The sequence below is a fragment of the Tolypothrix sp. PCC 7712 genome, from assembly GCF_025860405.1.
Classification (GTDB): Bacteria; Cyanobacteriota; Cyanobacteriia; order Cyanobacteriales; family Nostocaceae; genus Aulosira; species Aulosira diplosiphon.
In genome coordinates this window covers 2,304,189-2,329,840 of sequence record NZ_CP063785.1, presented here as the reverse complement: position 1 = coordinate 2,329,840, position 25,652 = coordinate 2,304,189, and the positions used below count along the sequence as shown (strand labels likewise).

Here is a 25,652-nt window from a genome sequence, read left to right as displayed (position 1 = left end):
TGCTTGCTAATTAAGACAATAGATTGCGAGCAAAATGAGAAATTAAAATGAATTCCTCAAAAACCTAGTAAGCTAGACCCATGCTGCGAGTAGTTTCAGCACCAAGGTAAACCCGGATGCTTAAAAAGTCTGTGGGACAAGCGGTTTCGCAACGTTTGCATCCTACGCAGTCTTCTGTACGAGGAGAAGAGGCAATTTGAGCAGCTTTGCAGCCATCCCAAGGTACCATCTCTAATACGTCAGTAGGGCAAGCGCGGACACACTGAGTGCAGCCAATGCAGGTATCGTAGATTTTTACGGTATGAGACATTGAAAAAAGGCTCCTTTCGAGTGTTCTTCTCTGCGAAGGAATTATAATCAAGGCATAGTTTACCGCAGTGGCTGAGGCTCCGTAATCAAAAGGCTACATAACTTTAAACAATGTAATAGGCTGGCTGGAAAATTTGCCTTTTTGATCATGGTCTCTATCGCCTGTTCCCCCTAATAAATCAACCACATCATAGGCTGAAATCGGCTTTACCGACTCCCTAGCAGCGCTTCGCCTTTGTGAAGATTTATGAATCTAAACTCAATCTATATTAAACAGCAAAGAGCAGGCAAGACAGTCGCATATGGTACTTAGCAGGTTGAGCCGGAATGCAAAACACAACTTCAGCACAGACTAAGCGATCGCCTAGATTGATTTCGATGCCAATCATAGCATTTTGTCAATCATAATTTGAAGCGCGATCGCCCTTGAATCAAGAGTGTTTAAAATATGCGATCGCGCTGTTTATTTAGTAGCTTTAATAACCGATAAATTCGCGCAACTATGAGATGCGATCGCTAGATAGTAACTATTAGGAAAATCAGCAAACTACTAATTATAATCTAAATTCGATAAGCTAGAAGAGGTTATTACGATACCATTTTTATAATGTAAATCACATCACATCAGCTTATGGAGCCAGACTCTTTACCAACCGAGGTAATATTGACGCATCCGCGTCAGTACCTCGGTAGAACGCAGCTTGATTGGACACCGCAACCGGGAAACTATCTCGATTTTGACGGTAAAACCTACGCAGTTTTAGAACGCCGCCACAAATATCAATTAAAAGCAGGGCGCTACCGCTTGCATAATATAGCCCTTTACGTACAATCTGCTCAAAGGCCATCTGAGAAAAGTTTGGTAAAGGGGCGATGGGTAATTGGCGATGCTACCTGTAGCTTCAATGCCCATTCAGAAATTGTACGTTGTGCAGTCAATCCCAGTGGCCCTTGTGATTCTTGCCGTTTTTACGAAAACAGCCAGGATGAAATTCCGACTACATAATTTCTCCCTTAGCCATTTGTAAACATTTCTCCTACAGTTAAGCGGGTACCATTAACGAAATCCCATCCCGATTGAGGACGTTTCCCAGCTAACTGAACCTCTCGTAGCAACAACATACCTTCGCCAGTTTGGACAATAGCGCCAATTCCCTTGGTAATGCTTACCACTTCTCCCGGGCTACCAGATAAAGTTGACAAATCAGGCAATTTATCAAGTATTTTTGCTAATTCTGGTGGTAGCTGATAGCTATAAGCACAACCAAGGGGAACGGTAGCAGTAATTTTCACAACTTGGTTGCGGAAGCTAGCTGTGCAGTTAGGGTAAAAGCCTCGAATTTGATTATGTAATTGCATAGCGCTCTTAGACCAATCCAATCCATAATCTGGTTTTTGAATTAATGGTGCATAAGTCGCAGCACTATCATCTTGAGGAATCGGGGTAAGTTCCTGCTGTTGAAGTTTGAATAAGGTTTCCACTAATAAATCAGCACCAATGGTCGCCAGCCTATCGGCTAAATTATAGGTATTATCCAGTAACTCAATAGGTGTAGTAGCCTTGAGCAACATGGCCCCTGTATCCATACCCGCATCCATCAACATCGTTGTAATCCCCGTTTCTAGCTCACCATTGTACAAGCACCACTGAATGGGAGCTGCACCCCGATACTGGGGCAAAATTGAGCCATGAACATTAATACAACCCAACTTAGGCATATCTAAGATTGCTTGGGACAATATTTGCCCGTATGCGACAACCACAAACGCATCTGCACCTGATTCTTTGAGTTTAGTTAAGGTTGCAGTATGCTTTTTCAGCCTCTGGGGTTGCCATACTGGAATATTAAAAGCAGTAGCAAGAGTTTTGATAGGAGAAGGTGTTAGTTTATTCCCTCTTTCTCGGCGTTTATCTGGTTGGGTAACTACTGCTAAAACCTCAATTTCTGGGTGATGTAGTAATTTTTCTAAAGTAGGAACAGCAAATTGAGGAGTACCAAAAAATACGATTTTCATCTGGGTTAATAGTTAAGGATCAAGATTCACAGAGACGTAATTAACCGCGTCTGTACTCAAGAGTCAAGCGTAACAGCCCCATAAAACTGAGACTATGGATACTTAACCTTGAATATTTGACTTTTACACCATAAACTTTTAACAAATTAAGTTTTTTGGTGCTAAAGTGTTTTGATATTGGTGAAATTCAAGGTTCCTTGATAGACTTATAATTAAGTTTATGTTAGGTAGCAACTAGGCTAGTAATAACAGCTTTTGCTCTAGCAAACTTAATTCTTTGGCGATGTCTGACGACAATTCCTGGGGATTTTAAATCGCGGAAGGAAAATCACTGCATCGCTACCATACCACTGTGCATCTACAAGAGTAGTTTCGTTTCTTTGTGTTTCCTTAAAGTTAGCTGTAGGTGTATTTACATCGCTAAAATGTCACTGTCTTCTCACAATTAATGTAGAGCAGATGACAAAACTACGATCTTGAGTAGATACTAGTAGTGGTTTTTGAGTAGTCAATATGTTGCGCGTCAGCTTTGCTAGCTTTTCAACTAACGCCTCAAACTCCCCTAGATTCGGCTTCTGCGCTATTGTCGCAGGTTATATATAAGGAAGCGGCTTATCGGTTAGCTATCCTCAAACAAAGTCCTCACAGCCCGGTTATTTGAATCTTGGCTGTAGTTGTTATCTGTCTGAATTTGCGTTTAATACCTATATCCCGATACCCCTAGGTACGGTTATGGTATTAGATGCTGAATACTGAATAGTTTATTTGGTGCCTTATATTGCTTGGTTAATCTGCATTACTACTGTAATAGCAGATAACAGTATACTAGGAAAACAAGGAGTTAAATATGATACTTAAAATTTGTAAAGCAGTCATAAATTTGAACAAATTATCTCGTTAAAGTATTTAGTTTCTTGTTATACCTATATTCATAGCCTAATTCATTGCTGCATAGGCTTGCTCCCCACACAGCAACTGCCACCCCCTAGAGAGTCAACACATGCTTAAACCTCTTTTGCTGTCAGGATGGTTCCGCGTGCAACCATTTGTTAAATATGCTGTCGTTGCGATACTGATCGCACCTCTCGTGGCAGCATCAGGTCACTCTACCTCAGCTAAACAATCAGAAGTAGCAAATAGCACTCCTGATATAGAAAAACCAAGTTCAGCACCAGTAGAAATAGCTACTGCTAATGAACCTAATGTAACTGAATTATTAAAAGCAACTGCAATTGATTCATTGACAGGAGAATCTGACTCTCAGCCACAAGCAATGGCTACTGTTGGGGAACCACAATTATTACCACCAGAAGCAATTGACCCTTCGGCAGTAGCAGCAAATTCTCACTCTGTACCTAGCAGCAATGTACCTGTGAGCGATCCATTATCAAAAGTGGAACTCGCACCATCCACAAAGCTAAGTTCTAGTCAATTAAATTTATTGAAAAAATTAAAAGACTCGAAAATCCAATCTTTGACAGCAGGTAATTCTCAGGTACAAGAGTTAAAGATTGCTCAAGCTTTGACAGCAACTCAACCGCTTCCTAGAGACGCACAGCCAAACTTTGCAACAGAAGTTCCTGTTTCGGAGCAACCAGGGCCAGAGCAAGCAGCACAAGCCGATCCTATAGGTAGTCCCCATCCAATTCCTTGGAAATGGATCATAGCTACTCAAGAAGCTTTTAGTTCTCAAGGTCGTTCCGGAGTCCGTTACTACCGCAGTGTACCTGTAGTTTCTCCGGATGGTAAGTATGTGGTTTATAGTAGAGTACGCCTAGAAGTACAACCCCAAATGTACAATAGCCGCGTTACTAGCGTTTTGTTTGTTGAAGATGTCCAAACCAAGAAATTACGGGTGATTGCTTCAACTTCTATACTTAACGATCCACTATTAGCAACAAAAGCCCAATCCTCAGAAGCAATCCAGCCAAATGGCACAATTGGTGTATTAGTTCCTGTAAGTTGGTCAGAAAAAGGCGATCGCTTCTTAGCTCGTCGCTTTGAAGGTATATTCAATACAGCAGATTCTACAGATCGTGCAGTGATTTGGGATCGACAAAATAATCTGGCTAACACTGTGTCTCCGGCACAAGCAGAAGATGAACATGAAAAGATTGCAGTGTTATTAGGCTGGAGTAAGAGCCAACCAGATCACGTACTATTTAGAGCTGGCGAACTAGGCGAAGAAGACTGGCCTTTAGTGAAAGTAGCAAGTGATGGTAAAACTGTAACTACAAATACAGATACAGATCAGCCTATTACTTTCGGTCAAAAGCTAACAGAAGTTTGGGCAGGCCCACAGGTCGCTTATCGATAGTTCAATTTATATAAAATTCTATTGATCCCGTTGTTACTCAGTTGGCAACGGGAATTTTTTTTCATTGCTAATTACAGCCGTAGTGAACAAAATACCTGCTCTACAAAAATTGATAGATAACCTTGAGCTTCATGGGTTACAACCATAGATTTTTCTGTGGTGATTACCTTGAGACCTGTAATTTTTTGACCTGATAGGTATTCCTCACAAGTTCCTCAAATTTTGTGTTTATAACAAATCAGTAAGATGAAAATCAGAAGTTAAAAAATCTTTGAACTCCTGATATTCATCATTTTACATCGTGCCAACTTGTCATCAAACCAATGCCCAACTCTGATGCAAGACTTCTTTTTCTCACTCTCTCGAAACTCAGACGATGGTAGTGGTGCTAGACAAGTCTGAAGATAACCCTGATGAAGTGTTGCCTATCCAATTGTTGCGAGTTGAGTTCAATCAATTACTAATTAATCAATCCCTGCCCTACAGGAAAACCTAACAGCCCACAGTGCTACGTAATTTCTCATAAAGAAACTCAAGCCCCTATTATTGTTATGAACCACTACACATTTCACGATGAAGCTACCTTAGCAGAACAAGCAGAATCATGGGGAAGAAAGGCAGTTAATTTGAAACTTATTCCTTCTTTTGTTGTTCGTCACTATGCTGATAGCCCAGTATTCTATATCCCAGATGAAGAGGATGCAATCGGTCTGACAGCACCAGAAGCATACCTGAAATTTAAAAAATTAGTTGAGGCTTCTTTATCGAAGCTATAACTCAAGTTGTGTTGGAAGCAAAATTGCGATCGCAGGCAGGGATTTGTCGAATTCCTAGATTTCAGCTATATTAGTGTTCCCTTAAGTGTAAGTTATGGTTCTCAAGCTAGAGCTTGGGAACCATAGTTTTATGAGTGAAGCCAAGAGCAATCAATAATTCTTAATATAGGCTGCGTCATATATCTTTATTTCTGCTGATGTACTTCAGCGAATTTTATCTGAGTTATATACACCTATGGTAGGCAAGATGCCCGCACTACAATAGTTACATTATTATTAATTGTGGTACCTCATGTACTTAAGATATTCTATATTTCTGAATGAACAAGTACTAAGGTTTAAATTTTTATATCTATATAAATCAATTACTTCCAAAAAGTCCTAGATTGTTTTTTATATTCAGTAGATAGAAATATATCTATTATTGGCGTACTCCTGGATGCAAACGGAAGACAATATTAAGTAATGTACAGCCTATCTGTGCTTAAACGGTTATTTGCACTCATAGATAGTGGACTGTACATTAATTTTGCGGTGCAAGTTCTGCTGTCAGATAAAATCAATTTCCTGAGTCTTCCTAATTGCTTATTTTTTAACCAACTATTCGTCAAGAAATAGTGGAATTGCTGGGTCATTTATAGGCAAGACAAATTATGAAGATTACCAGACGAGAGGCGATTAAACTAAGTTTAGCAGGCGGTGGTGTACTATTAGTAAGAGTAATTGCTCAATTTCGCAGTCGGGATAATAGAGACATCAAAGGTAAATTTATGATGCATTGTCATAATCTTGTTCACGAAGACCATGCCATGATGACTCAGTTTGAAATTGGTCAAGGTGGCCTCGACCCGGTGAAAACAGCACCTGCGCTACCAATTTCGCAAATTACGACGCTTTAGTCTGAGTAAATCGCTAAATAAGCTGGGGTAAAGGGAAAAGATTTTTAACCGCTTCACCTTTTCCCCACCCAAATCCAGAAATTTTTGCTTGAGGGGCTACTAGTACAGTACGGCGGAAATAAGCAGACCATTAAATAGCCAAAACTTTGCTCTTATATGTCCACTTAAAAGGTTTAGCCATTGTTTGATTAAAGTAGTCGATAAACTTGAGGATTCGATTTTTCAAATCATCCTGACTGACGAAACTGGCTCTTCTGAGTAACTTGCGAACCAAAATACTGAACCAAATCTCAATTTGATTGAGCCAAGAGGAATGTTTAGGTGTGTAATGAAACACAATCCGGTGTGTTGGATCACTCAAAAAAGCAGTGCGGGATTTCATTGATTTAAGGATGCCACTTTCTCCCTTAATACCCAGGTCAATATTCAAACCTTCAATTTGTGCAACTAAACGAACTAGAGACTCAGACTGATGAGTGTTAAGGCAGTCCATAATCAGATGCCATTTTTTAGCATCACTGTCAGTTTCAATTGTTCGGCGAACATGAAGGGCAAAATCAACTTCCGTTCTGGTATCTGAACAAGTCGGCTGGACAATTTGACCAGTGGCAACATCAAAGCTGGCAATTAAGCTTTGCGTGCCGTGACGAATATACTCAAATTCCCTTCTTTCGACTTTGCCTGGTCGCACAGGTAAGTCTTTTTCTAAGCGCTCAGTAGCTTGAATTCCTGTCATTTCATCAATGGATATTGTACGTTCTCCCTGAAGATGCCGCTCAATCGCATTGATGTATAAACCAGTAATATCTTCAACTTTTGCGTCAAATTCTTCGTCCTCAGGGGGGGGTTAACCAGTAGCGGCTCTGGTGAGGTTTAAGTTCTGCTTCTTCAAGTAATCTTCCAACATGGCGGACAGATATGCTTTCAATAATTCCAAGTTTGATGATTTCGTTCGCTAGTTCTCTTGCTGTCCAATGACTTATTGGTCTTCCATAATCGGATGGTGGGGAACAAGCTAATGCAAACAACTCGATTACTTGTTCCATACTAAACTTCGGGCGTGCGCCAACACGCTCAGAGTCTTGTAATCTCTGCTCAATTGATAATTCTTTCCCCTCAGTTTCCAACCACCGATTTCGCCATAAACGCGCCGTTTGACGATTTATGTCTAAATTTCGGGCGATTTCACGATGATTTTGACCCTCTGATCCCATGACAATTATTTTGGCTCGTAGCGCTATCTGTTGCGGCGTGTTGTGTCTGTTTATCAACTGTTGGAGTTGATCCCGCTCGCCATCGCTTAAATTTAATATTTTAGGATTTAATCTAGCCACACCTTGATTCCTTAATCCGCGCCCAAAACGGGTTTTAACCTGATTATTTATTCTCCCACCAATATGGTCTATTTATTTATGCCGTGTTGTACTAGTTACCAGCGCCGTAATTTTCCTCATTATATTTTTCCATCGCATCTATATCGTAAGGATTAGCAGTTTGGGGTCGAACGGTCTTAATAGCTGATTGTGTTTCTGAGGTTGTATTCTGACTTTCTGTTTTGCTTTCTTGAGGTTGTTGATTTTTTGCCACTGCATCATTAGCCTTTGGCAATTCTGGTGATGGTTTTACCTCAGGTTTAGAAGCGTTTAAAGCAGGGTAAGCAAGCCATGTGTTTCCTTCAATCCAAGGAGTTGCAAAGGTAGTTTCAGCAATTAGTAACACTGAAGCAATCAATAATATCAGTGTGAAGAACACAGTTTTCCACATAAAACTTTTCCATGTTGATGAGCGAGGTTTTAATTTCACTCTAAACTAACTGCCAATTAAATCACTCAGTAGAAATAAATCAACATAAGTTTGCTATAGTTCTGTGAACTAAACGTAAAGCGAGTGGTGCTGGTGTGAGATGAGGCTGTGATAATTTAAGATTGCGATCGCGCTTAACATAAGCAGCCAATATCCAAGGAAACCTTAATAATTCACCTTGGGATAATTTGTGTTCTAGATTACAAATATATCGTTCACCTAATAAGCTTAATTTTATATAAGGCTTTTAGTTAATTTTTAAGAATATTTTTCCCTATTCTCTAGCCATGCAAGTAATTTCAGCAATTATACGAGACTCCTATATCTTAAGTTATATGTCAAATGGTAATTAAATTAGTTGCTACTTCTGATTTTTTCACCTATTAAGCATGAAGCTTTTTTTAGAATTCAGTCGCCAGCAGGAGGAAAAATAATTCTATAATTTTTAGGCTAATGCATAGATATTTTCAGCCACATTGGAATAACCTATGCCTCTCTACAGACTTGAAGATTTTGAACCCGACTACAAGGAAATATTTGGTGGTGAAGACGTTAAAGTCTTGGATCTCTACACTGAAAGTGGAAATAGAATTGGTTCGGTTGATGATGCTTTAGTTGACCAAGATGGAAGATTTCGCTATTTAGTTATTAATACAAGTTTAGATGCGGTTGATAAAAAGATATTACTACCAATAGGGTTGTCTCGGATTAATTATGATCAAAAACGTGTTTATGTTGATGGACTAAGTAAAGAACAGGTAGCAAGATTACCTGAATATAGAGATAACTTAGTCGTCGATCCCGACTATGAAGAGAATGTCCGCAGTACTTATCGTTCGCCAAATAGCCAATTCACTTACGACCGGGACAGCTATAATTACCAAGAGCCTGATTTATACGATTTGAATGAGCGGGATCATCAAACTTTCAAACTTTATGAAGAAAGATTGATTGCTAACAAAAATCGGGTTAAGGCTGGAGAAGTTACAGTTGGTAAGCGCATTGAAACTGAAACTGCACAAGTTTCCGTACCTATTCAAAAAGAGCGCGTTGTCATTGAAAGAGTTACTCCTACAGTAGAAGATGCTGTAGTAGATGCAAGAGAATCTCAGTTCCAAGAAGGAGAAGTAGCACGCATAGAAGTTTACGAAGAAACCCCTGAGATTCGGAAAGAAACTTTTGTGCGTGAAGAAGTTCGAGTCAGAAAAGTGGTTGATAGCGACACCGTTGAAGCAGAAGAGATAATTCGCCGTGAAGAGTTAGATATTGATACTTCCGGTAATTTGAATGTGAATGAAACTGCTCCTGGTAGAGATAACTTAATTTAGTCACATTCAAGATTTCAAGATATCAAATCCAGTTTTATTTTCACAAGAGAACGACATATTATCCATTATATGCAGTCCTCTACTTAGAACAAACTGACGTAAAAGCTCACAATTCCACTAGAAAATATGGATGGGTGTTATTAACCCATCTATTTTTTTATGATAAGGATGATATACATCAATATATTCTAGAGGGCAAGGCAATGCCCATTGGTGTCAACTTAACGTGAAACCCCATTGGTTGCAAGGTTTTTGCCCTCACCCCCAACCCCTCTCCCACCAGGAGAGGGGAGCAAGAGATTTAATTCCCCTTCTCCTGCGGGAGAAGGGGTTAGGGGATGAGGGCGAGGGTTTTTGTACAACACTCGCCCTATATAGCTTTTAGCTTAAGTTGACACGTATGAGCAATGCCGTGTCCCTACAATTTGTCACATTTTTAAAATTGGTATAACTCTTATATTACAGGCATCTTGAGTGCTGCTGAGTTACCTAGATTAGATAAAATGATATTTATTAGCTAGTTTTGTGTAGATAAAATTGTAATTAAAATTAATAAATTTAAAATACTGATTGAGCAATTTTAAATATTTAATTTATATGAGCCAATTTAGGATTAAGCATTATATAAATTATAAAAAAATATACTACTTGAGATAAAAAAATATCCCATTACTTCAGTCGTTGGTCAGATGGCAAAAAATATATAAATTTATACTTTAGTTATTAACGGATAAAAGAGAATAATTTGAGGTAAACATAAAATGGCTCTTTACAAACTAGAAGATTTTGATCCCAGCTACCGCGATACTTTTCAAGGTGATGATATTAAAGGACTTGGTGTCTATGCGGAAGGCACTGATGACAAGATTGGTAGCGTGAGCGATGTTTTAGTAGACGATGAAGGACATTTCCGTTATTTAGTCGTGGATTTGGGTTTCTGGATTTTTGGTAAAAAAGTATTGTTACCAATTGGACGCGCGCGCATCGACTATAACGTTGATCGAGTTTATGCTATTGGCATGACCAGACAGCAAGCAGATGATTTACCTGAGTTTAATGAACGCTCAGGAGTTGATTATGACTACGAAGAACGGGTGCGTGGTGTATATCGTCGTCCTGGTGATTTAGCATCAAACCGAGCTGTAGACAGCACATCTACTCTAGAATCAGCAACACCTGTAGATGCTTCTGCACCTCTAGATAGAAATTATCAACCAGCGGTTACACCAACTCCAACTTACAACCGCGATACATACCGTTACGAAAACGAGCCTTCTTTGTTTGGAATTAACGAGGCGGATAATCAAACTCTGAGATTATATGAAGAACGGCTAATTGCTAACAAGAAACGCCAAAAGGCTGGAGAAGTAGCAATTGGTAAGCGTGTCGAAACTGACACTGCAAGAGTAGCGGTTCCTCTAGAAAGAGAACGCGTAGTAATTGAGCGTGTTACACCAACCGATGCGGGTACTGCTGTGACTCCTGGGGAAGCTAACTTCCGTGAAGGTGAAGTTGCTCGTGTAGAACTTTATGAAGAAACTCCTGACATTCGCAAAGAAACAGTAGTACGTGAAGAAGTCAGAGTCAAAAAAGTTGTTGAGCAAGAAACATCAGAAGCTCAAGCAACTGTACGTCGTGAAGAATTAGATATAGATACCACTGGTGGTCTACCAATTGAAGAACGCTAATTTACTTAGTTATTAGTTAATAGCTAATAACTAATTAAATAAAGTGCAGGTGAAGTTAGCCGATAGCTTTGCCTGTACTTCTACTCAATTATTTCGCTCAAAATAGCAGTTTGCTGGTTACATAGCAGTTAAATAAATTTGCCTTATGAATAGCCAAACTTTGTCACGAAATAGTAGGCAGGTAAGTCCAGCCATTAATCAACGTATTAGCAATTTGCTGGATAATTTGGGAAGCAAAGTTAGGAATTTTACAGTCATAGATAGGCAAGGGCAACTGCTTGGTGTTGTCAAAGATTTAGTTTTAGATGCTCAAAATCGACTAAATTTAGTTATATCTAAACAGATAAATCAAAATAGTATAGAATCTGGTACACAAAAAGTAGCTGATATGCAGAAGTCATTTCTACTAAGGAGCCAGAGAATTAAAAAAATTGATAATCCAACTAAATCAATCCTCATAGATTTAGAAAAATCAGAGATAGAAAATATGTCAGATAATTTAGGGACAAATAAACCCAGCGATCAAATAGTATCTAATGGCTCCACTGGGGAAATGGCTTCCAGCCAAACTATAAATGGTATTATAGATACTGCTAAATCTTCAGAAGTTAGCGAAGAGAGAACTATTAAATTACTAGAAGAACGTTTGGTAATTAATAGTGAAAAGCGGAAAGTTGGAGATATAATTGTCCGTAAAGAAATTGAAACCAGGATGGTACAAGTTCCTGTGCGGCGTGAAAAGCTAATTGTGGAACAAGTTAGTCCAGAACATAAACAATTAGCTGAAATTGATTTAGGACAAGAAGAAATTTCTGGGATTGAATTGAATACAGGAAAAATACCAGCAGTTGCTAGTTTAGAAGATGGTTTAACCGTGAGCGGCTTGTTTACCTCTCCTAAAATTGCTAGCCTACTGTTAAATGCGATCGCACTGGAAAAGCAGCAAGGTTGTAAGCAGGTACAAGTGTCGATTGTCGTAGAAGATGAAGAACATCGCCAAAAATATCAAGAGTGGTTTGACCGTTGTTCTTTAGATCAAGCACCAAAGCCAGAATTATAAACTTTGCGCGAGACAATTAACTTTAAACCCCAAAGTCTAGACCTCAAAACCTAAAAGTTTTGAGGTTTCAAATTGTTATTAGGTAAATAGACCAAGGTATAGGGATACAGGTCTATAGAAATTTGAGGTAAAAACATCTCTGTTTTAGTATGCGTTACGCTATCGCTAACGCATCCTACGTAAACTCTTGACTTTTGACCACCTGTACGCGAAATATAGAATTTAAATTTGTATGTAACAGAAGATTGCAGATATTCTCTACAACAGGTACGGTGCAAAGCTATAAACACCTCTGTAATACTGTACTGCATGAAATTGTCATCCGTGGTATGCGGTGTGTTCCACTTAGATCGGGCGTTGATGAAAACATCAAAAAGCATTCACAGTTTGATTTATGTGTATTTACTTAAATAAATAGTCGGATAGATTACACAAAAATTATAGATTTATCCTGTTGAGTCAGCCAATATTCGCGTAAAACACTGAAATATCGGAGATGGAAGTCTCAGGGATAGTAAAATCATTGTGGTATTTAAAGTCTTGCTACAAGGCTAAGTTGTTTGATTTGAGCAAAAACCTGCTTTAAAGAGATTGTAAATTGTCTAATTGGAGTCCGTGAACCTGCTTTACAGACCTAGATGAAGTCAATCACAATAAGACTTAACCGAAGTAAAATTTGCCTGAGTGCATTCAGGTAATACTGTCATCAAATTAAGTAATAAGTATAGGAGAGATAAAGCGATGAGGGATTCTTATCTGTTGGCAGCAAGTTTGTTAACAGGATTGGCAATACCAGCATCGGCTCTTCCCCAGATGTCGATTATCCTGCCAGAAAATTCTCAATTACAGTGGGAATTAAATCAAAATTCGCAGCTAACAGTAGGCGAAAAAGCCATCCCTAGTTTTGACATCTCCCTATCGGACTTTACTAGTCAGGCTTTGCAATTTTTAAATACGCAGCCAGCATTAGCAAAGAAAACTATCCCCAATGGTAATTTCTCTTTACCAGATTTGACTAACCAGGAGTTAGCAAGGCCAGTACAATCATCACTTAATCCTATTTCTGTTGGTACAAACCGCACTCTGGCATCAGGTAGTCAACTTTACTATCAAAGACTCGCAGCGCTAAAATCAGGTCAAGTTTCTAAAGCCGTAGATGATGATACTTTGCGATCGCTCTCGGAGTCAGCTAAAAAACCGCAGTTAAGCTACGAAGACTGGAAACGTTTATTAGCTTTGGAAGCCAAAGCAGTTGCTCAAGGCCAAGGTGGAAATCATCTAGGGATTATGGTAGGCGATTCTTTGAGTATGTGGTTTCCTGAGGAAAAACTGCCATCTACTAAATTGTGGCTCAATCAAGGTATATCTGGAGATACCTCTGGTGGTGTGTTAAAAAGATTAGGAGCATTTTCCCAAACGCGACCAGATGTGATATATGTGATGGCTGGGATTAATGATTTACGCAAAGGTCTAAGTGATGATGTAATTTTGCGTAATCATCGTCAAATTATGCGCCGCTTAAAGCAGAATCACCCAAAAGCGCAAATTATTGTGCAATCGATTTTACCTACTCGCCTGTCAACAATTTCTAACCAACGGATTCGTAATCTCAATAATCAACTAGCATTAATGGCCAAACAAGAAAAAGTTAGTTATGCAAATATGTATAGGTGGTTTACAGACTTTGAAGGTAATTTACGCCTAGAGTTAACTACTGATGGTTTACATCTATCTCCTGATGGGTATGAAGTTTGGCAGGCAGCACTAGAGCAGATAGAATTAAGGCTAAGTCAGCGCGATAATTAAGCTATCGCAATTTAGATTATGAATATCACTAATAGCGATGCGATCGCCATACGTTATGTTATTGAACGTCAGTTAGAAGCTTTTCAAAGAGATGATACTTTAGGCGCTTTTGCCTTTGCTAGTCCGGGAATTCAAACCCAATTCCGCACCGCAGAAAACTTTATGGAAATGGTGCGGGTGAGTTATCCGGCGGTTTATCGTCCTCGTTCTGTATTATTTCAAAATATAATAAATATTCACGGCAAAATAACTCAACCAGTACTGCTACTTGGCCCGGATGGAGTACCTGTTAAGGCATTATATGTAATGGAAAGGCAGCCTGATATTACATGGAAAATTAACGGATGTGTTTTATTACCTGTGGAGGCTGAATTTAATTAGTATGGAGTCAACAGTCAAGAGTCAAGAGTCAAGTAAATTTTAAGTAGGGTGTGTTACGGCTATAAAAGGATTTGGGTCTTAGAGACAATTAAATTTAGCCGTAACGCACCATCCACGCTTTATAAATAACCTCGCAAGAGTTAAATTTATCGCTTTAATAATAGCTGGGAAATAATATTATCTTGGTTGCTGCTAGCAAAGTTTGCAAAGTGTTGTGCTAAAGGTGGTACCAAGACTAAGGGATTACTAAAGCCAGAAAAAATATGGATACTTTCATATTCTGGAACAGCACCAATTAAAGGTAAGCTATTGCTACTAAAAGCCACTAAACATTTGTGCCAAGTACCGGGTAAATTTTTTAATGCTGGTAAAACTTCGCCAATACTGTTTCGCAGCCAATTTTCACTGGCTTGGGAGTTTACCTCAGCATTGGGATTTGTGAGAACGCGGCTAATTTGTCCTAAGCGCAAACTACCATCTTGAAACTGAATTGCACCTGCATCTAGGATTGGTGGAAGTGGTTCGTTATCAGGTTGATTCCATAATTCATCAACTTGAGTAGATTTGGCTTCTAGTTGAAATCTTTGCATATTTGCTGGCATCACTAAGGTATTTAACCGCAGTTCGACAGGTGGAGTTTTAATCACTTCTGCGTGGGTAAAATACACTTTGATGGGAATTCCAGCAGATTTAAGTAACTGGCGACTGAGTCCACCAGCGCAAATCGCTACATTAGCACTATTGAAAGTTGCAGTATTTGTTTTAACGCCGTTAGATAATATCTGTAATACTTTTTCTATCTTGATTTCACCGCCAATCCGGAGAAAAGCTTGGATATAAGCTTGTGTAGTTTTTTCTGCATTAATATGACCGTGTTTGACTGTTAAAGCACCTGAGATTGCATCTTGATTTAGCAATGGTTCTAGTTCACAAGCTTCAGTAACAGTGAGTAGCTGAGGCTGAATGCGACAATTAGCGTAAGATGCGGCTGTGATTTCTGGATTAATATCGGCTGGAATAGTTAGTAATAAATCTAATTCGCGAAATTCAATATCAGCGTCTAATTCTTGAGGTAGGATTTGATAACGTGCGATCGCTTCTTCGCAGAGTTGGCGAGTTAACGGTGTAGTTCCTGACCAATAAGCTAATCCACCATAACTATAGCGGGTGGCGTTGTCTGGTGTTGGCGATTGTTCTAACAAGAGAACTGAAAAGCCAGCTTTTGCTAATTCGTAGGAAAGTGTCGCACCTGTAATTCCAGCACCAACAACAATCCAGTCGTAAGTCTTCATTATGCTCACCAGTACGTACCTGTCCAAGTTTAGACTTTGTTTGTAACGGTGGATAGTAGAGCGATCGCCTACTCAATGGATTATATAACCGACATTTGGCTGGCTCAATCGATTTCGGCGTTTGAGTCAGAATGATGAATTTTCAGCTTTTATTGACGAATCATCTCTTAGACTAGAATTAACTGGCTCAACAATAAAGCCTGTATTACATACCAATATAAATATAAAGCTCCAATAAAAATGTCTGAATATTTAGCTGGAAATAAGCCAACTATAGAGCAATTAAATCAATGGATTGAGTTTTTTCATGCTAATGGCTTTTTGGTAATTGACAATGTGTTAACACCTGAGCAATGTGAGCTTCTAAGAAATGATTTAGATGCTGCTATCAAGCAGACTGAAGGTAAAAATTATCATCAATCAAAAAAGATTATGAAGCGAATGTTTGAGCATTCTCAGAATAATCTAAATCTTTTTGCTTTGGAGCCGATTGTGACATTTGCAGAACATTTAATTGGTGAAGCTAATGGCATAGGCTACTCAATGAATGATGGTATTCCCAATGCTAATGTCATTCATGTGATTCACAATAACTCATTTAAGATTCCTGCAGAGACTGATGGTTTGGCTAAAAATGCTTGGCATCAAGACGATACACCACACGTAATTTCACTTGATGGTAAACCTTTAACTAATATTCGTTTAAATGTGCTGGCATTTACTGTGAATTATTACCTCACAGATGTACTGTCTGAAGAAAATGGGCCTACTCAGGTGATTCCTGGATCTCATCTATTTGGTAAGTTCTGCAATGGTGATATTTCTGGATATGAAGACCAAATTTTTAGCTGCTTGGGTGCAATGGGTTCTGCCGTTTGCTTTAACAATCAAGTATGGCATAGAGGCTCTAGAAACTCTTCTGCTATCACTCGCTATATTACGCAGATTACTTATGCTAAAAGGCTAGTTGGGCATAAATATGCACCATTTATGAATTATCAAATGCCAATTTATTGCTATGAAGGAGCAGACGAAAGATTAAAACAACTCTTAGGATTTTTGCCTAATGGGGCTTATGGTTAATTTAATCAATGCAAGGATATTTTTAAGATAAGAATTAGCTATAAAAAGTCTAAATATATGAGGACTTACGCATAAAAAAACTTCGAGGAATTAGAGCAACGTTTAAAATTAACGCCGCCAATCATACATTAGTCTGCCATGACGATCGCGCACAAGTTCCCATTGTCCATAACGATATGCTTGTCCACGATAACGAATAGAACGATAACCTCGTCTATAATGATGTTTTCGATGCCTCTGGCGCTGATAATATTTTCCGCTATGTCGCTGTCTATGGTAACGTCTTTGAGTGTGTCGGCGAGCTAACAAAAGCTCTTCACTCTGCTCTTTTAGTAATGTTGTTTGTGAGTCAATACTCTGTTCATTGAATACATGATTGAGGGTAGTATCCTTAGCTTCAGCCAAAGTAGGTGGATAGATGAAGGCTAATAGCAGGACAACCATTGAGGATAGCTTTTGGAAACGATTCACGTTTGTGCTTTTCCTAGTTTATTGGTAGTCATTTTATTTAATACTTAAGTTGAGTAAATATATAGTTCAGAATTTACCAATTTGATTAATGCAAACGTGATGAAAGTAACTAAATTATGGATTGTGCGTTACGGCTGAAGCTGAACGCACAATCCATCGTGAAGGCTATTGACTGTTAACAGTTAACTGTCCTTATTAGTATTTATGCAATTTAGACGCTCATTAGCTTATACCAATTTGAAAAAAGAATGCGACAGATTGTAGGGGTATGGCAGGCTGTGCCCTCTAGAATATATTGATGTATTACAAACATTATTTGATTTGGTATCACTTATTAAAGAAGCTAGAAGAATTGGGGGATTCTCCCCCAAACCCCCGATTGGGTGACGGTTGCGTCCCCCAAACCCCCTCCAAAATGATTGATCGGTTTTTTTTTTGAGTAATACCAATTTGAAAAAAGAATGCGACAGATTGTAGGGGTATGGCACACCATGCACTCTAGAATATTATTGATGTGTTGCAAACATATTTGATTTGGTATTAAGCAATAAAATCATCTGTAAAAATAAAAAGCCTCAGCTTGATAGCTGAGGTAATTAAAAGTAGTTCCTTCCTGGATGAGAAATAGTTGTACCGAAGTAAAAAATCTTAGCTAACGCCCAAAGCAACTAAAAATAAAGTTGTGACTAATAAAGTACCAATTGCTGCTTGAAACTTGTAACGATTTTGCAACTCTTGGTTGGGATATTCAGCGTAGTAAAGTTCGGGTTCTGTTGCGTAATTGTTAAGAATGCCGTTTTCGTTAATGGTGGTATACATAGTTTTTTCTTTGGGTTGTTACTTTATGTAAAGTAATTTAGCGGATATTATTACGATTGGTCAATAGAAGTTGACAACAAAGATTAAATAGTATCTATAAACTGGGCTTATTAGGCAGGTAATACAACTGAACTGCTGTGGCAGTGCGATCGCATTCCTTAATCTAGGATTCTACTGATAATTAAAAATTAATCGCGAACAATTATCACAATACAAACTTATTACCGCACCAAGATAAAAGACAAAATCGTTCACTTTATCTTTTACCGATGTATCTCCCGCCACTGAGTAAAAAAAATAGCATTAAACCCTCATGAAAACCATGATAAAAAATCGGCAGATGCATGATAAGTTTTAAATCCAATGTCCTCGCTTAGAGCCTCGCACTATGCATCTGCACTATTTACACCCCCAACACCTTGAGGAATTAGTCAAGAGCAGTGGCATAAATTTACACATTGCGAAGCTGAATTTTTTGTCGCTTCAGGGGATCAACGCCTATGAGTACTTGTTGATTTCTGAGTTGCTTCCGCGCACCAATACCGGGATGGTAAAAAACGCCTGGTTGCAGCGTTACGCCCATATCACCGAGGGCGGCTGGTGGTGTTCGGGACTCGATCCGGTAAATCATTGGCAAATGATGGAATGGGGATGCTTTAAGCCCAACCAGCCCCGAATCAATCAAAATGGTAAGGCAATCAAGTACGAACATCCTCCCAGTACGCCAACGCGGGTGTTTTGTCTGCGCGTGACACTAGATGTTTGGCAGCAAGTAGCCCAGCGTTATAATCTTTCACTGCCCAATAATATAAGTATTGCTGGCAATGGTGAAGCTGTAGGCTTTTGGCAATGGGTGATGGAACAGAATATTCCCCTAATTATTTGCGAAGGGGCGAAGAAAGCAGCCACACTCTTAAGTCAAGGATATGCTGCGATCGCAATTCCGGGAATCACTAGCGGCTATCGCGTTGTTAAAGATGATTTTGGTAAAGTCACTCGTCGTCAGCTAATTCCTGACTTGGGAATTTTTACTCTCAAAAAACGTACCTTTTATATTTGCTTTGATTTTGAAACTAAGCCCAAAACTATCGCCGCAGTTAATAACGCTATTTCCCAACTAGGCTTTTTATTTCAAGAAAAAAACTGTCCGGTAAAAGTTATTGAATTACCAGGGGTGGAAAAAGGGGTTGATGAGTTTATTGTTGCTAAAGGTGCGGGTAGTTTTGAGAAGGTTTATCGCCAAAGTGTTGATTTAGAAGTTTATCTAGCTTTAACTAAACCCCATACCGAGTTAACTATTCCGGCTGCAATTACAGTTAATTCTCCTTATTTAGGTGAAATTCCTTTTCCTACTTCTGGATTAGTAGGCGTAAAATCAGCTAAAGGAACGGGTAAGACTACAGGATTAAAAGCTGTCGTTCATCAAGCTAAAAATAGAAATCAACCTATTTTATTAATTACCCATAGAATTCAACTGGGAAAGTTTTTATGTGAAAAAATCGGCATTAACTGGGGTATTAATTATGGAGAACGCCAAGAAAATATTTACCAATGCCCCATGCCCCATGCCCCATGCCCCATCCCCAAATCATTTGGTTTATGTGTTGATTCTATTTGGAAACTGAATCCAGATGATTGGCAGGGAGCAATTATAATTTTAGATGAAGTAGAGCAGTCTTTATGGCATCTACTCAATAGCAATACTTGTAAACAAAAACGCGTCAGAATATTAAAGATATTCCAACAATTAATTGCTACAGTTTTAAGCACTGGCGGATTAGTCATTGCCCAAGATGCAGATTTATCTGATGTTTCTCTTGAATATTTACAAGGTTTAGCAGGTAGTAAATTAACGCCTTGGATAGTTTTAAACCAATGGCAGCCTGAGCGCGGCTGGGATGTGACTTTTTATGATTCTCCTAACCCAACACCGTTAATTCATCAATTGGAATTAGATTTAATTGCTGGGCGAAAATGTTATGTAACTACTGATAGTCGCACCGGGCGTTACAGTTGCGAAACTATTGAACGTTATTTAAAAGAACGGTTAGAAAAATTACGTCGCCAATTTCCTAAAACTTTAGTAATTAGCAGCCAAACTACAAATACATTAGGACATCCAGCAGTTGATTTTGTAGCCGCAATTAATCAAAAGATTCCTGAATATGAGACTGTATTTGTTACCCCTAGCATTGGCACAGGAATTAGCATTGATGTGCAACATTTTGATAGAGTATATGGCATATTTCAAGGGGTAATTCCAGATTCGGAAGCTCGCCAGGCATTAGCGAGAGTGAGGGATAATGTGCCCCGTGTGGTTTGGTGTGCGAAGCGGGGTATTGGGTTAATTGGTAGCGGTAGTACAAATTATCGTTTGCTTTCCTATTGGTATCAAGAAAATCAAAAAGATAATTTAGCTTTGCTTAGTCCTCTGCATAAAATTGATGTAGATTTACCCTTAGTTTACGACCCCATTCATTTAAGAACCTGGGCGAAGTTGTCTGCTAGGGTAAATGCTTCTATTCGTCTTTATCGCCAATCTTTACAAGAAGGTTTAATGGCAGATGGACATCAAGTTTGGACAAGAAGCAACGCTGTACATAATAATATTATCCGCGATTTACGCCTAGCATTTTTAGCAACAGATCCGCAGGATTTTGCCAATCGCAAGCGGTTGATTTTAGAAATTGTCAAAGTCCAAAAAGAATGGACGGAAAAACGGCAAAAATCTAAAGAAATTAAACGTAAAATTCGTGATATTAAACAGCAAAATCAATTGTTAGCAGCAACGGCTGTGGCTAATGCTAGGGATATTGATTATGTTGAGTATGAGAATTTGCTCGCTAAACATTCCCTCACTCAAGATGAACGGAACGCCGTTGAGAAATATATTCTCAGGCAAAGATACGGTATAGAAGTTACGCCGAATCTGAAGTTACAAGATGATAGGGGCTATTACGGACAACTGTTAACTCACTATTATCTAACCCACGAAAGCGAGTATTTTCATATTCGCGATCGCCAGGAGTGGCACCAACAATTATCATGGGGTGATGGGCAGGTTTTTCTACCAGATATAAAGACTTATACGCTGAAGGTTGAGGCGATGAGAGCCTTGGGAATGGTAGATTTTCTAGAAGTAGGGAGAGAATTTACGGAAGATGAGCCTGATTTAACTTTATTGAAGAATTTGGCTGTGCAAAATAGTAAACATATTAAAAGAGTGCTGGGTATTAATTTGGGAAGCGCGCCGGAAAGTGTTTCGGGAATTAAAATTCTCAGTCGCTTATTAAGTTTGTTGGGTTTAAGGTTGAGGCGAGGAGAGAAAGGTTATCAAGTTGACGCAGAAACCCTTGCAGATGGTAGACAAAAAGTATTTGCAATTTGGCAACAACGCGATGAATTAATGTTGACTCATTTGCGAAATATGAGGGATGAAACAACTAACTATCTCTCAGAATGGCAGCAAGTAGGTGTGTGATTGGTGAGGGTACGGCATCTTAAATTGTTGATGCTAAGTAGCTAAGTGTTAAAAATTATCGCTATGACAAGGCAGGAGGCAGGAGAGAAGAGGGTTATAGCTTTGTTTATCTTTCTTAACTTAGTTTTGTTTTTTCCCACCGACTTACTTACGTTCGTGCAGCTTAACTCAATTGCAGGGCGATGCAACTCAATTGCAGGGCGATGCGATCGCTTACTTGATAAAATAGTCCTTAGGGATTTCCAAGAAATAAACTGGGCGGACAAGATGTCCACCCCACAATAAATACTGGGATATTTTTTTATTTGTAAGTCCTTATGCAAACTCTACTTTTTGCCATTACAACAAAAATTTACATAAAACTCATCAGTAATTCACCTTAACTACCTGTACACTGCATCTTGGTAGGAATTGCGCGTTTAATAGTCGAAAACAGTGAAAAAAATCCTGATTTTGTCCGCTAATCCGACGAACACCAACAAAGTATGGGATTAGTCAAGTTTAAGGGTAATGAAGTCATGCCGTTGTGTGATTTGTCTCGCCAGTATTTTGCGCTTGGGAGTTAATTAATGACTGCAGCACCTCGCCCAAGCTACGAATATCAAGTAGGGGGTAGTTTACCAGTTGATGCCCCAACTTATGTACGGCGACAAGCTGATCAAGAATTCTATGAAAGTTTGAAGCGGGGAGAATTCTGTTATGTCCTCAACTCTCGACAGATGGGCAAATCTAGCTTGCGGGTGCAGACAATGCAACGGTTGCAGGTAGAGGGATTTGCCTGTGCTGCCATTGACATTACAGCGATTGGCACCGCAGATATTACCCCAGAGCAGTGGTATGCTGGGGTGATTGATACCCTGGTGGGAACTTTTAATCTTTATACAAACTTTGATTTAGAAACTTGGTGGACTAATAATGGATTGCTTTCACCAGTACAACATTTAAGCAAGTTTATTGAGACCGTATTATTAAAAGAAAATACTGACAATATTGTCATATTTATTGATGAAATTGATAGTATCCTCAGTCTTGCATTCAACCTGGATGACTTTTTTGCAGTCATCCGCGACTGTTATAACCGCCGTGCCGATCAAAAAGACTATAACCGCCTCACCTTTGCGTTAATTGGAGTATCTACGCCCTCAGATTTAATTAAAGACAAAGGGCGGACACCTTTTAATATTGGGCGGGCAATTGATTTGACAGGTTTCCAACTGGATGAAGCGCAACCATTAGCACAGGGATTAGAAGATGTTGGCGATCGCACAGAATTAATCACAGCCGTTTTAGACTGGACAGGAGGACAACCATTTCTTACCCAAAAGGTATGTAAGTTGGTGCTGCAATCTGGTTTAGAGATGGGGAAAAAAGTAGATTCCAACATTGCAGACTGGGTAGAACAGCTAGTGCGATCGCACATGATCACCAACTGGGAAGCAAATGATGAGCCAACCCATTTAAAAACCATCCGCGATCGCATTTTACGCAGTAAGCAACATGGTAGCGGACGATTGTTAGGCTTGTCTCAGCAAATTTTGCAGCAAGGAGAAGTTATAGCGGATGACAGTCCGGAACAGGTTGAACTGCGGCTGACAGGATTGGTGGTGCGGCGTGATGGTAAATTGCGAATTTATAACCGCCTGTATGCAGAGGTATTTAATCAGCAATGGTGTGAGGGTGAACTAGCAAAACTGCGTCCTTATGCCAAAGAATTAAATATTTGGGTAGCTAGTGAACGTCAAGATGAGTCGCGTTTATTGCGAGGACAAGCGCTACAGGATGCTCAAACTTGGGCAACAGATAAAAGTTTAAGCGATTTGGATTATCAATTTTTAGCAGCTAGTCAAAAGTTAGAAACGCGCGACTTTAAGAAAAAATTGGAACTAGAATTAGCACAAGCTGAAGCCGCACAAGCTAGACAAAAAGTTCAAGGGCAAAAGCAATTCATTGGAATTGCGATCGCTTTTTCAGCAATTATCACAGGGATTGCCATCTTTGCAGCCGACAAGTGGAGAGCAGCAGAAGCCGGACAAATCAAAGCACTAACAACATCTTCAAGCGCGAAATACATCATTAATAGAAATACTTTTGATGCCTTAATAGAAGCTTTGAGAGCAGGAAAAGAACTAAAGCAATCTATTTGGTATAGAAATAAACCTGAACTGCAAGCTCAAGTAATGGAAGCACTTGGTAATGCAGTGTATGCTGTCAGAGAGAGCGATCGCTTAGAAGGACATCAAGACGCTGTTCAGAGTGTTAGCTTTAGCCCGGATGCTAAGATGCTTGCTACAGGTAGCTATGATAACACTATAAAGTTGTGGCGATGGGATGGAAGCCTATTCAAAACTTTGGCAGGACATACAGAACCTGTCATGAGCGTCCATTTTAGTCCAGATGGAAAGACGATTGCCTCTGGCAGTCAGGATGGAACAGTCAGGCTTTGGAACAGCAAGGGCAATCTAATACGAGTTATTCAAGCTCACAATAATCTGGTTATGAGTGTCAGTTTTAGCCCAGATGGAAAGACAATTGCTACTGCCAGTGCTGATAAAACTGCAAAACTGTGGCGACTGGATGGTCAATTGCTCTCTACCCTTAGCGAACATCAGGACTTGGTAAGGCAAGTGAGTTTTAGTCCTCAAGGGGATCGGATGATCACGGTCAGTGATGACAAAACAGTAAAGCTCTGGAGCCAAGATGGCAAGAAGCTAATAAAAACTCTCAAAAGTCATACTGGCGCTGTTGTGAGTGGAGATTTTAGTCCTGACGGTCGATTTTTTGCCACTGGTAGTGTAGATAGAACAGTGAAGCTCTGGAATCAAGAGGGTGAGCTTGTAAGGACTTTTAAGCATCCTGGACAGGTATGGAGTGTTAGTTTCAGTCGTGATGGACAAACAATTGTTTCTGGTAGTCAGGATAGAACCATAAGACTTTGGGCGCGAGATGGCAGATTGCTGGACACTTGGGCAGGCCATGAGGGGGCAATTCCCTGTGTAGCTTTTAGCCCAGATGGAAAGATGCTTGTGACTGCTGGTAACGATGGCATCACAAAGCTTTGGCAGGTAAATCGAAGTTGGCTTACTGTTTTGGTTGGACATCAGGACAATGTGCTTGGTGCAAAGTTCAGTCCAGATGGTAAACGGATTGCAAGTGCAAGTTCTGATGGAACTGTGAGGATCTGGAGTCGGGACGGTAAGCTACTCTCTACCCTGACAGGACATAAAAATAAGATCAATACCGTTAGTTTCAGTCCAGATGGAAAAACTATTGCTAGTGGTGGTGATGACAATAAAATAAGGCTTTGGCGTGTAGACGGACAAGCGCTGAGAACACTGGGAGAGCATAAAGATAGGGTTATGTCCGTTAGCTTCAGTCCTGACGGACTAAAACTTGCCTCTGCAAGTGCTGATGGAACTGCGAAACGTTGGAGTTTAGATGGTAAAGAACCTATAACCCTAATAAAAGGCAGTGATAGAGTCTTAAGTGTCGCGTTCAGTCCCGACGGACAAACAATTGCCACTGTTGGTGATGACAAGACCGTAAATTTGTGGAGTTCTGGGGGTAAACAACTCAGTAGATGGAAAGCACATACAAGTAAATGGAAAGCACATACAAGTGAAATTTGGTCTGTTGGTTTTAGTCCAGATGGAAAAACGATTATCACTGCTAGTGGAGACAAAACAATCAAGCTTTGGCAACGGGATGGAAAGTTAATCACCACTTTGAGTGGACACACAGCTTCGGTTCTTGATGCCAGCTTTAGCCCCAATGGAAAAATGATCGCCTCAGCTAGTAGCGATGGGACGATCAAACTTTGGCAACAGGATGGAAAGTTAATCACTACTCTGAGTGGACATACAGGTTCGGTGCATACTGTGAGTTTTAGTAGCGATAGCAAATGGTTGGCTTCTGCTGGTGCAGATAAACTTGTTTTGCTATGGGATGTGTCAGATATTAGTTTGAAGGGGTTGGTGGAAAAAGGATGCAGCCAGGTCAAAGATTATTTGAAGACTCAAGCAAATAGTTTAGAAAAATTATGTAATTGATTGATGTAGATGTTGCAACTTAAATGTATGTCTGCTCAATGTAAAAAAAAGTAAGGGCATTACTAAATCAAGGGTTG

20 protein-coding genes are annotated in these 25,652 nt (G+C 39.5%); 12 read left to right on the top strand and 8 right to left on the bottom strand.

Annotated features, from left to right (window positions below; translation table 11 throughout):
* Nucleotides 1-64: 64 nt before the first annotated feature.
* Nucleotides 65-310, bottom strand: coding sequence for a photosystem I iron-sulfur center protein PsaC (gene psaC, locus HGR01_RS09500; protein ID WP_012411495.1), 246 nt, complete (start codon nt 308-310; stop codon nt 65-67).
* A gap of 630 nt (nt 311-940) precedes the next feature.
* On the opposite strand from psaC, the gene HGR01_RS09495 reads away from it, so the two are divergent.
* Entirely contained in the window at nt 941-1,315 is a 375-nt protein-coding gene (locus HGR01_RS09495; RefSeq protein WP_045874453.1) for a DUF6464 family protein, read from the top strand.
* 8 nt (nt 1,316-1,323) lie between these two features.
* On the opposite strand, the gene fmt is transcribed toward HGR01_RS09495, so the two are convergent.
* Nucleotides 1,324-2,325, bottom strand: a complete 1,002-nt coding sequence (gene fmt, locus HGR01_RS09490; RefSeq protein ID WP_045874452.1) for a methionyl-tRNA formyltransferase — start codon at nt 2,323-2,325, stop codon at nt 1,324-1,326.
* A 1,000-nt stretch (nt 2,326-3,325) separates the two neighbouring features.
* Between fmt and HGR01_RS09485 the strand changes: the two genes are divergently transcribed.
* From HGR01_RS09485 to HGR01_RS09475, 3 genes are all read left to right on the top strand, one after another.
* Nucleotides 3,326-4,642, top strand: a complete 1,317-nt coding sequence (locus HGR01_RS09485; RefSeq protein WP_045874451.1) for a hypothetical protein — start codon at nt 3,326-3,328, stop codon at nt 4,640-4,642.
* 551 nt (nt 4,643-5,193) lie between these two features.
* Nucleotides 5,194-5,418 carry a hypothetical protein gene (locus HGR01_RS09480; RefSeq protein ID WP_045874450.1) on the top strand — a complete coding sequence of 75 codons (225 nt, stop codon included), beginning with the start codon at nt 5,194-5,196 and terminating at the stop codon, nt 5,416-5,418.
* Nucleotides 5,419-6,071: 653 nt separating this feature from the next.
* Nucleotides 6,072-6,317: a multicopper oxidase domain-containing protein gene (locus HGR01_RS09475; protein ID WP_045874449.1), complete on the top strand. Its 246-nt coding sequence runs from the start codon at nt 6,072-6,074 to the stop codon at nt 6,315-6,317.
* A 130-nt stretch (nt 6,318-6,447) separates the two neighbouring features.
* Here the strand turns inward: HGR01_RS09475 and HGR01_RS09470 are convergent, their stop codons facing one another.
* The 3 genes from HGR01_RS09470 to HGR01_RS09460 all read right to left on the bottom strand — a co-directional run bounded on the left by HGR01_RS09470 (nt 6,448) and on the right by HGR01_RS09460 (nt 8,081).
* The gene (locus HGR01_RS09470) at nt 6,448-7,053 is read right to left on the bottom strand and encodes a transposase (protein WP_045870252.1); all 606 of its coding nucleotides are present in this window, start codon (nt 7,051-7,053) and stop codon (nt 6,448-6,450) included.
* 100 nt (nt 7,054-7,153) lie between these two features.
* Nucleotides 7,154-7,651, bottom strand: a complete 498-nt coding sequence (locus HGR01_RS09465) for a helix-turn-helix domain-containing protein (protein ID WP_045870251.1) — start codon at nt 7,649-7,651, stop codon at nt 7,154-7,156.
* A 91-nt stretch (nt 7,652-7,742) separates the two neighbouring features.
* Nucleotides 7,743-8,081: a hypothetical protein gene (locus tag HGR01_RS09460; protein ID WP_045874448.1), complete on the bottom strand. Its 339-nt coding sequence runs from the start codon at nt 8,079-8,081 to the stop codon at nt 7,743-7,745.
* Nucleotides 8,082-8,608: 527 nt separating this feature from the next.
* Between HGR01_RS09460 and HGR01_RS09455 the strand changes: the two genes are divergently transcribed.
* The 5 genes from HGR01_RS09455 (at nt 8,609) to HGR01_RS09435 (ending at nt 14,383) form a co-directional block, all read left to right on the top strand.
* A complete protein-coding gene (locus HGR01_RS09455; protein WP_045874447.1) occupies nt 8,609-9,448 on the top strand; it encodes a DUF2382 domain-containing protein in 840 nt (279 codons plus the stop codon).
* 761 nt (nt 9,449-10,209) lie between these two features.
* Entirely contained in the window at nt 10,210-11,136 is a 927-nt protein-coding gene (locus tag HGR01_RS09450; protein WP_045869847.1) for a DUF2382 domain-containing protein, read from the top strand.
* 145 nt (nt 11,137-11,281) lie between these two features.
* Nucleotides 11,282-12,196, top strand: coding sequence for a YsnF/AvaK domain-containing protein (locus HGR01_RS09445; RefSeq protein WP_045869848.1), 915 nt, complete (start codon nt 11,282-11,284; stop codon nt 12,194-12,196).
* A gap of 741 nt (nt 12,197-12,937) precedes the next feature.
* The gene (locus tag HGR01_RS09440) at nt 12,938-14,002 is read left to right on the top strand and encodes an SGNH/GDSL hydrolase family protein (protein ID WP_045869849.1); all 1,065 of its coding nucleotides are present in this window, start codon (nt 12,938-12,940) and stop codon (nt 14,000-14,002) included.
* 18 nt (nt 14,003-14,020) lie between these two features.
* Nucleotides 14,021-14,383, top strand: coding sequence for a DUF4864 domain-containing protein (locus HGR01_RS09435; RefSeq protein ID WP_045869850.1), 363 nt, complete (start codon nt 14,021-14,023; stop codon nt 14,381-14,383).
* 146 nt (nt 14,384-14,529) lie between these two features.
* Here HGR01_RS09435 and HGR01_RS09430 read toward each other — a convergent pair whose 3' ends face one another.
* Complete coding sequence (locus tag HGR01_RS09430; RefSeq protein ID WP_045869851.1) at nt 14,530-15,675, bottom strand: NAD(P)/FAD-dependent oxidoreductase; 1,146 nt, start codon at nt 15,673-15,675, stop codon at nt 14,530-14,532.
* Nucleotides 15,676-15,915: 240 nt separating this feature from the next.
* Here HGR01_RS09430 and HGR01_RS09425 point away from each other — a divergent pair, with 240 nt between their 5' ends.
* Nucleotides 15,916-16,758 (top strand): phytanoyl-CoA dioxygenase family protein, encoded by an 843-nt coding sequence (locus HGR01_RS09425; RefSeq protein WP_045869852.1) that lies wholly within the window; start codon nt 15,916-15,918, stop codon nt 16,756-16,758.
* Between the two features lie 108 nt (nt 16,759-16,866).
* Here the strand turns inward: HGR01_RS09425 and HGR01_RS09420 are convergent, their stop codons facing one another.
* Nucleotides 16,867-17,229 (bottom strand): hypothetical protein, encoded by a 363-nt coding sequence (locus HGR01_RS09420; protein WP_155539160.1) that lies wholly within the window; start codon nt 17,227-17,229, stop codon nt 16,867-16,869.
* Between the two features lie 648 nt (nt 17,230-17,877).
* Entirely contained in the window at nt 17,878-18,048 is a 171-nt protein-coding gene (gene psb34, locus HGR01_RS09415) for a photosystem II assembly protein Psb34 (protein WP_045869854.1), read from the bottom strand.
* 388 nt (nt 18,049-18,436) lie between these two features.
* Between psb34 and HGR01_RS09410 the strand changes: the two genes are divergently transcribed.
* Nucleotides 18,437-21,529, top strand: coding sequence for a plasmid replication protein, CyRepA1 family (locus tag HGR01_RS09410; protein ID WP_045869855.1), 3,093 nt, complete (start codon nt 18,437-18,439; stop codon nt 21,527-21,529).
* A 569-nt stretch (nt 21,530-22,098) separates the two neighbouring features.
* A complete protein-coding gene (locus HGR01_RS09405) occupies nt 22,099-25,575 on the top strand; it encodes an AAA-like domain-containing protein (RefSeq protein ID WP_045869857.1) in 3,477 nt (1,158 codons plus the stop codon).
* Nucleotides 25,576-25,652: the final 77 nt, after the last annotated feature.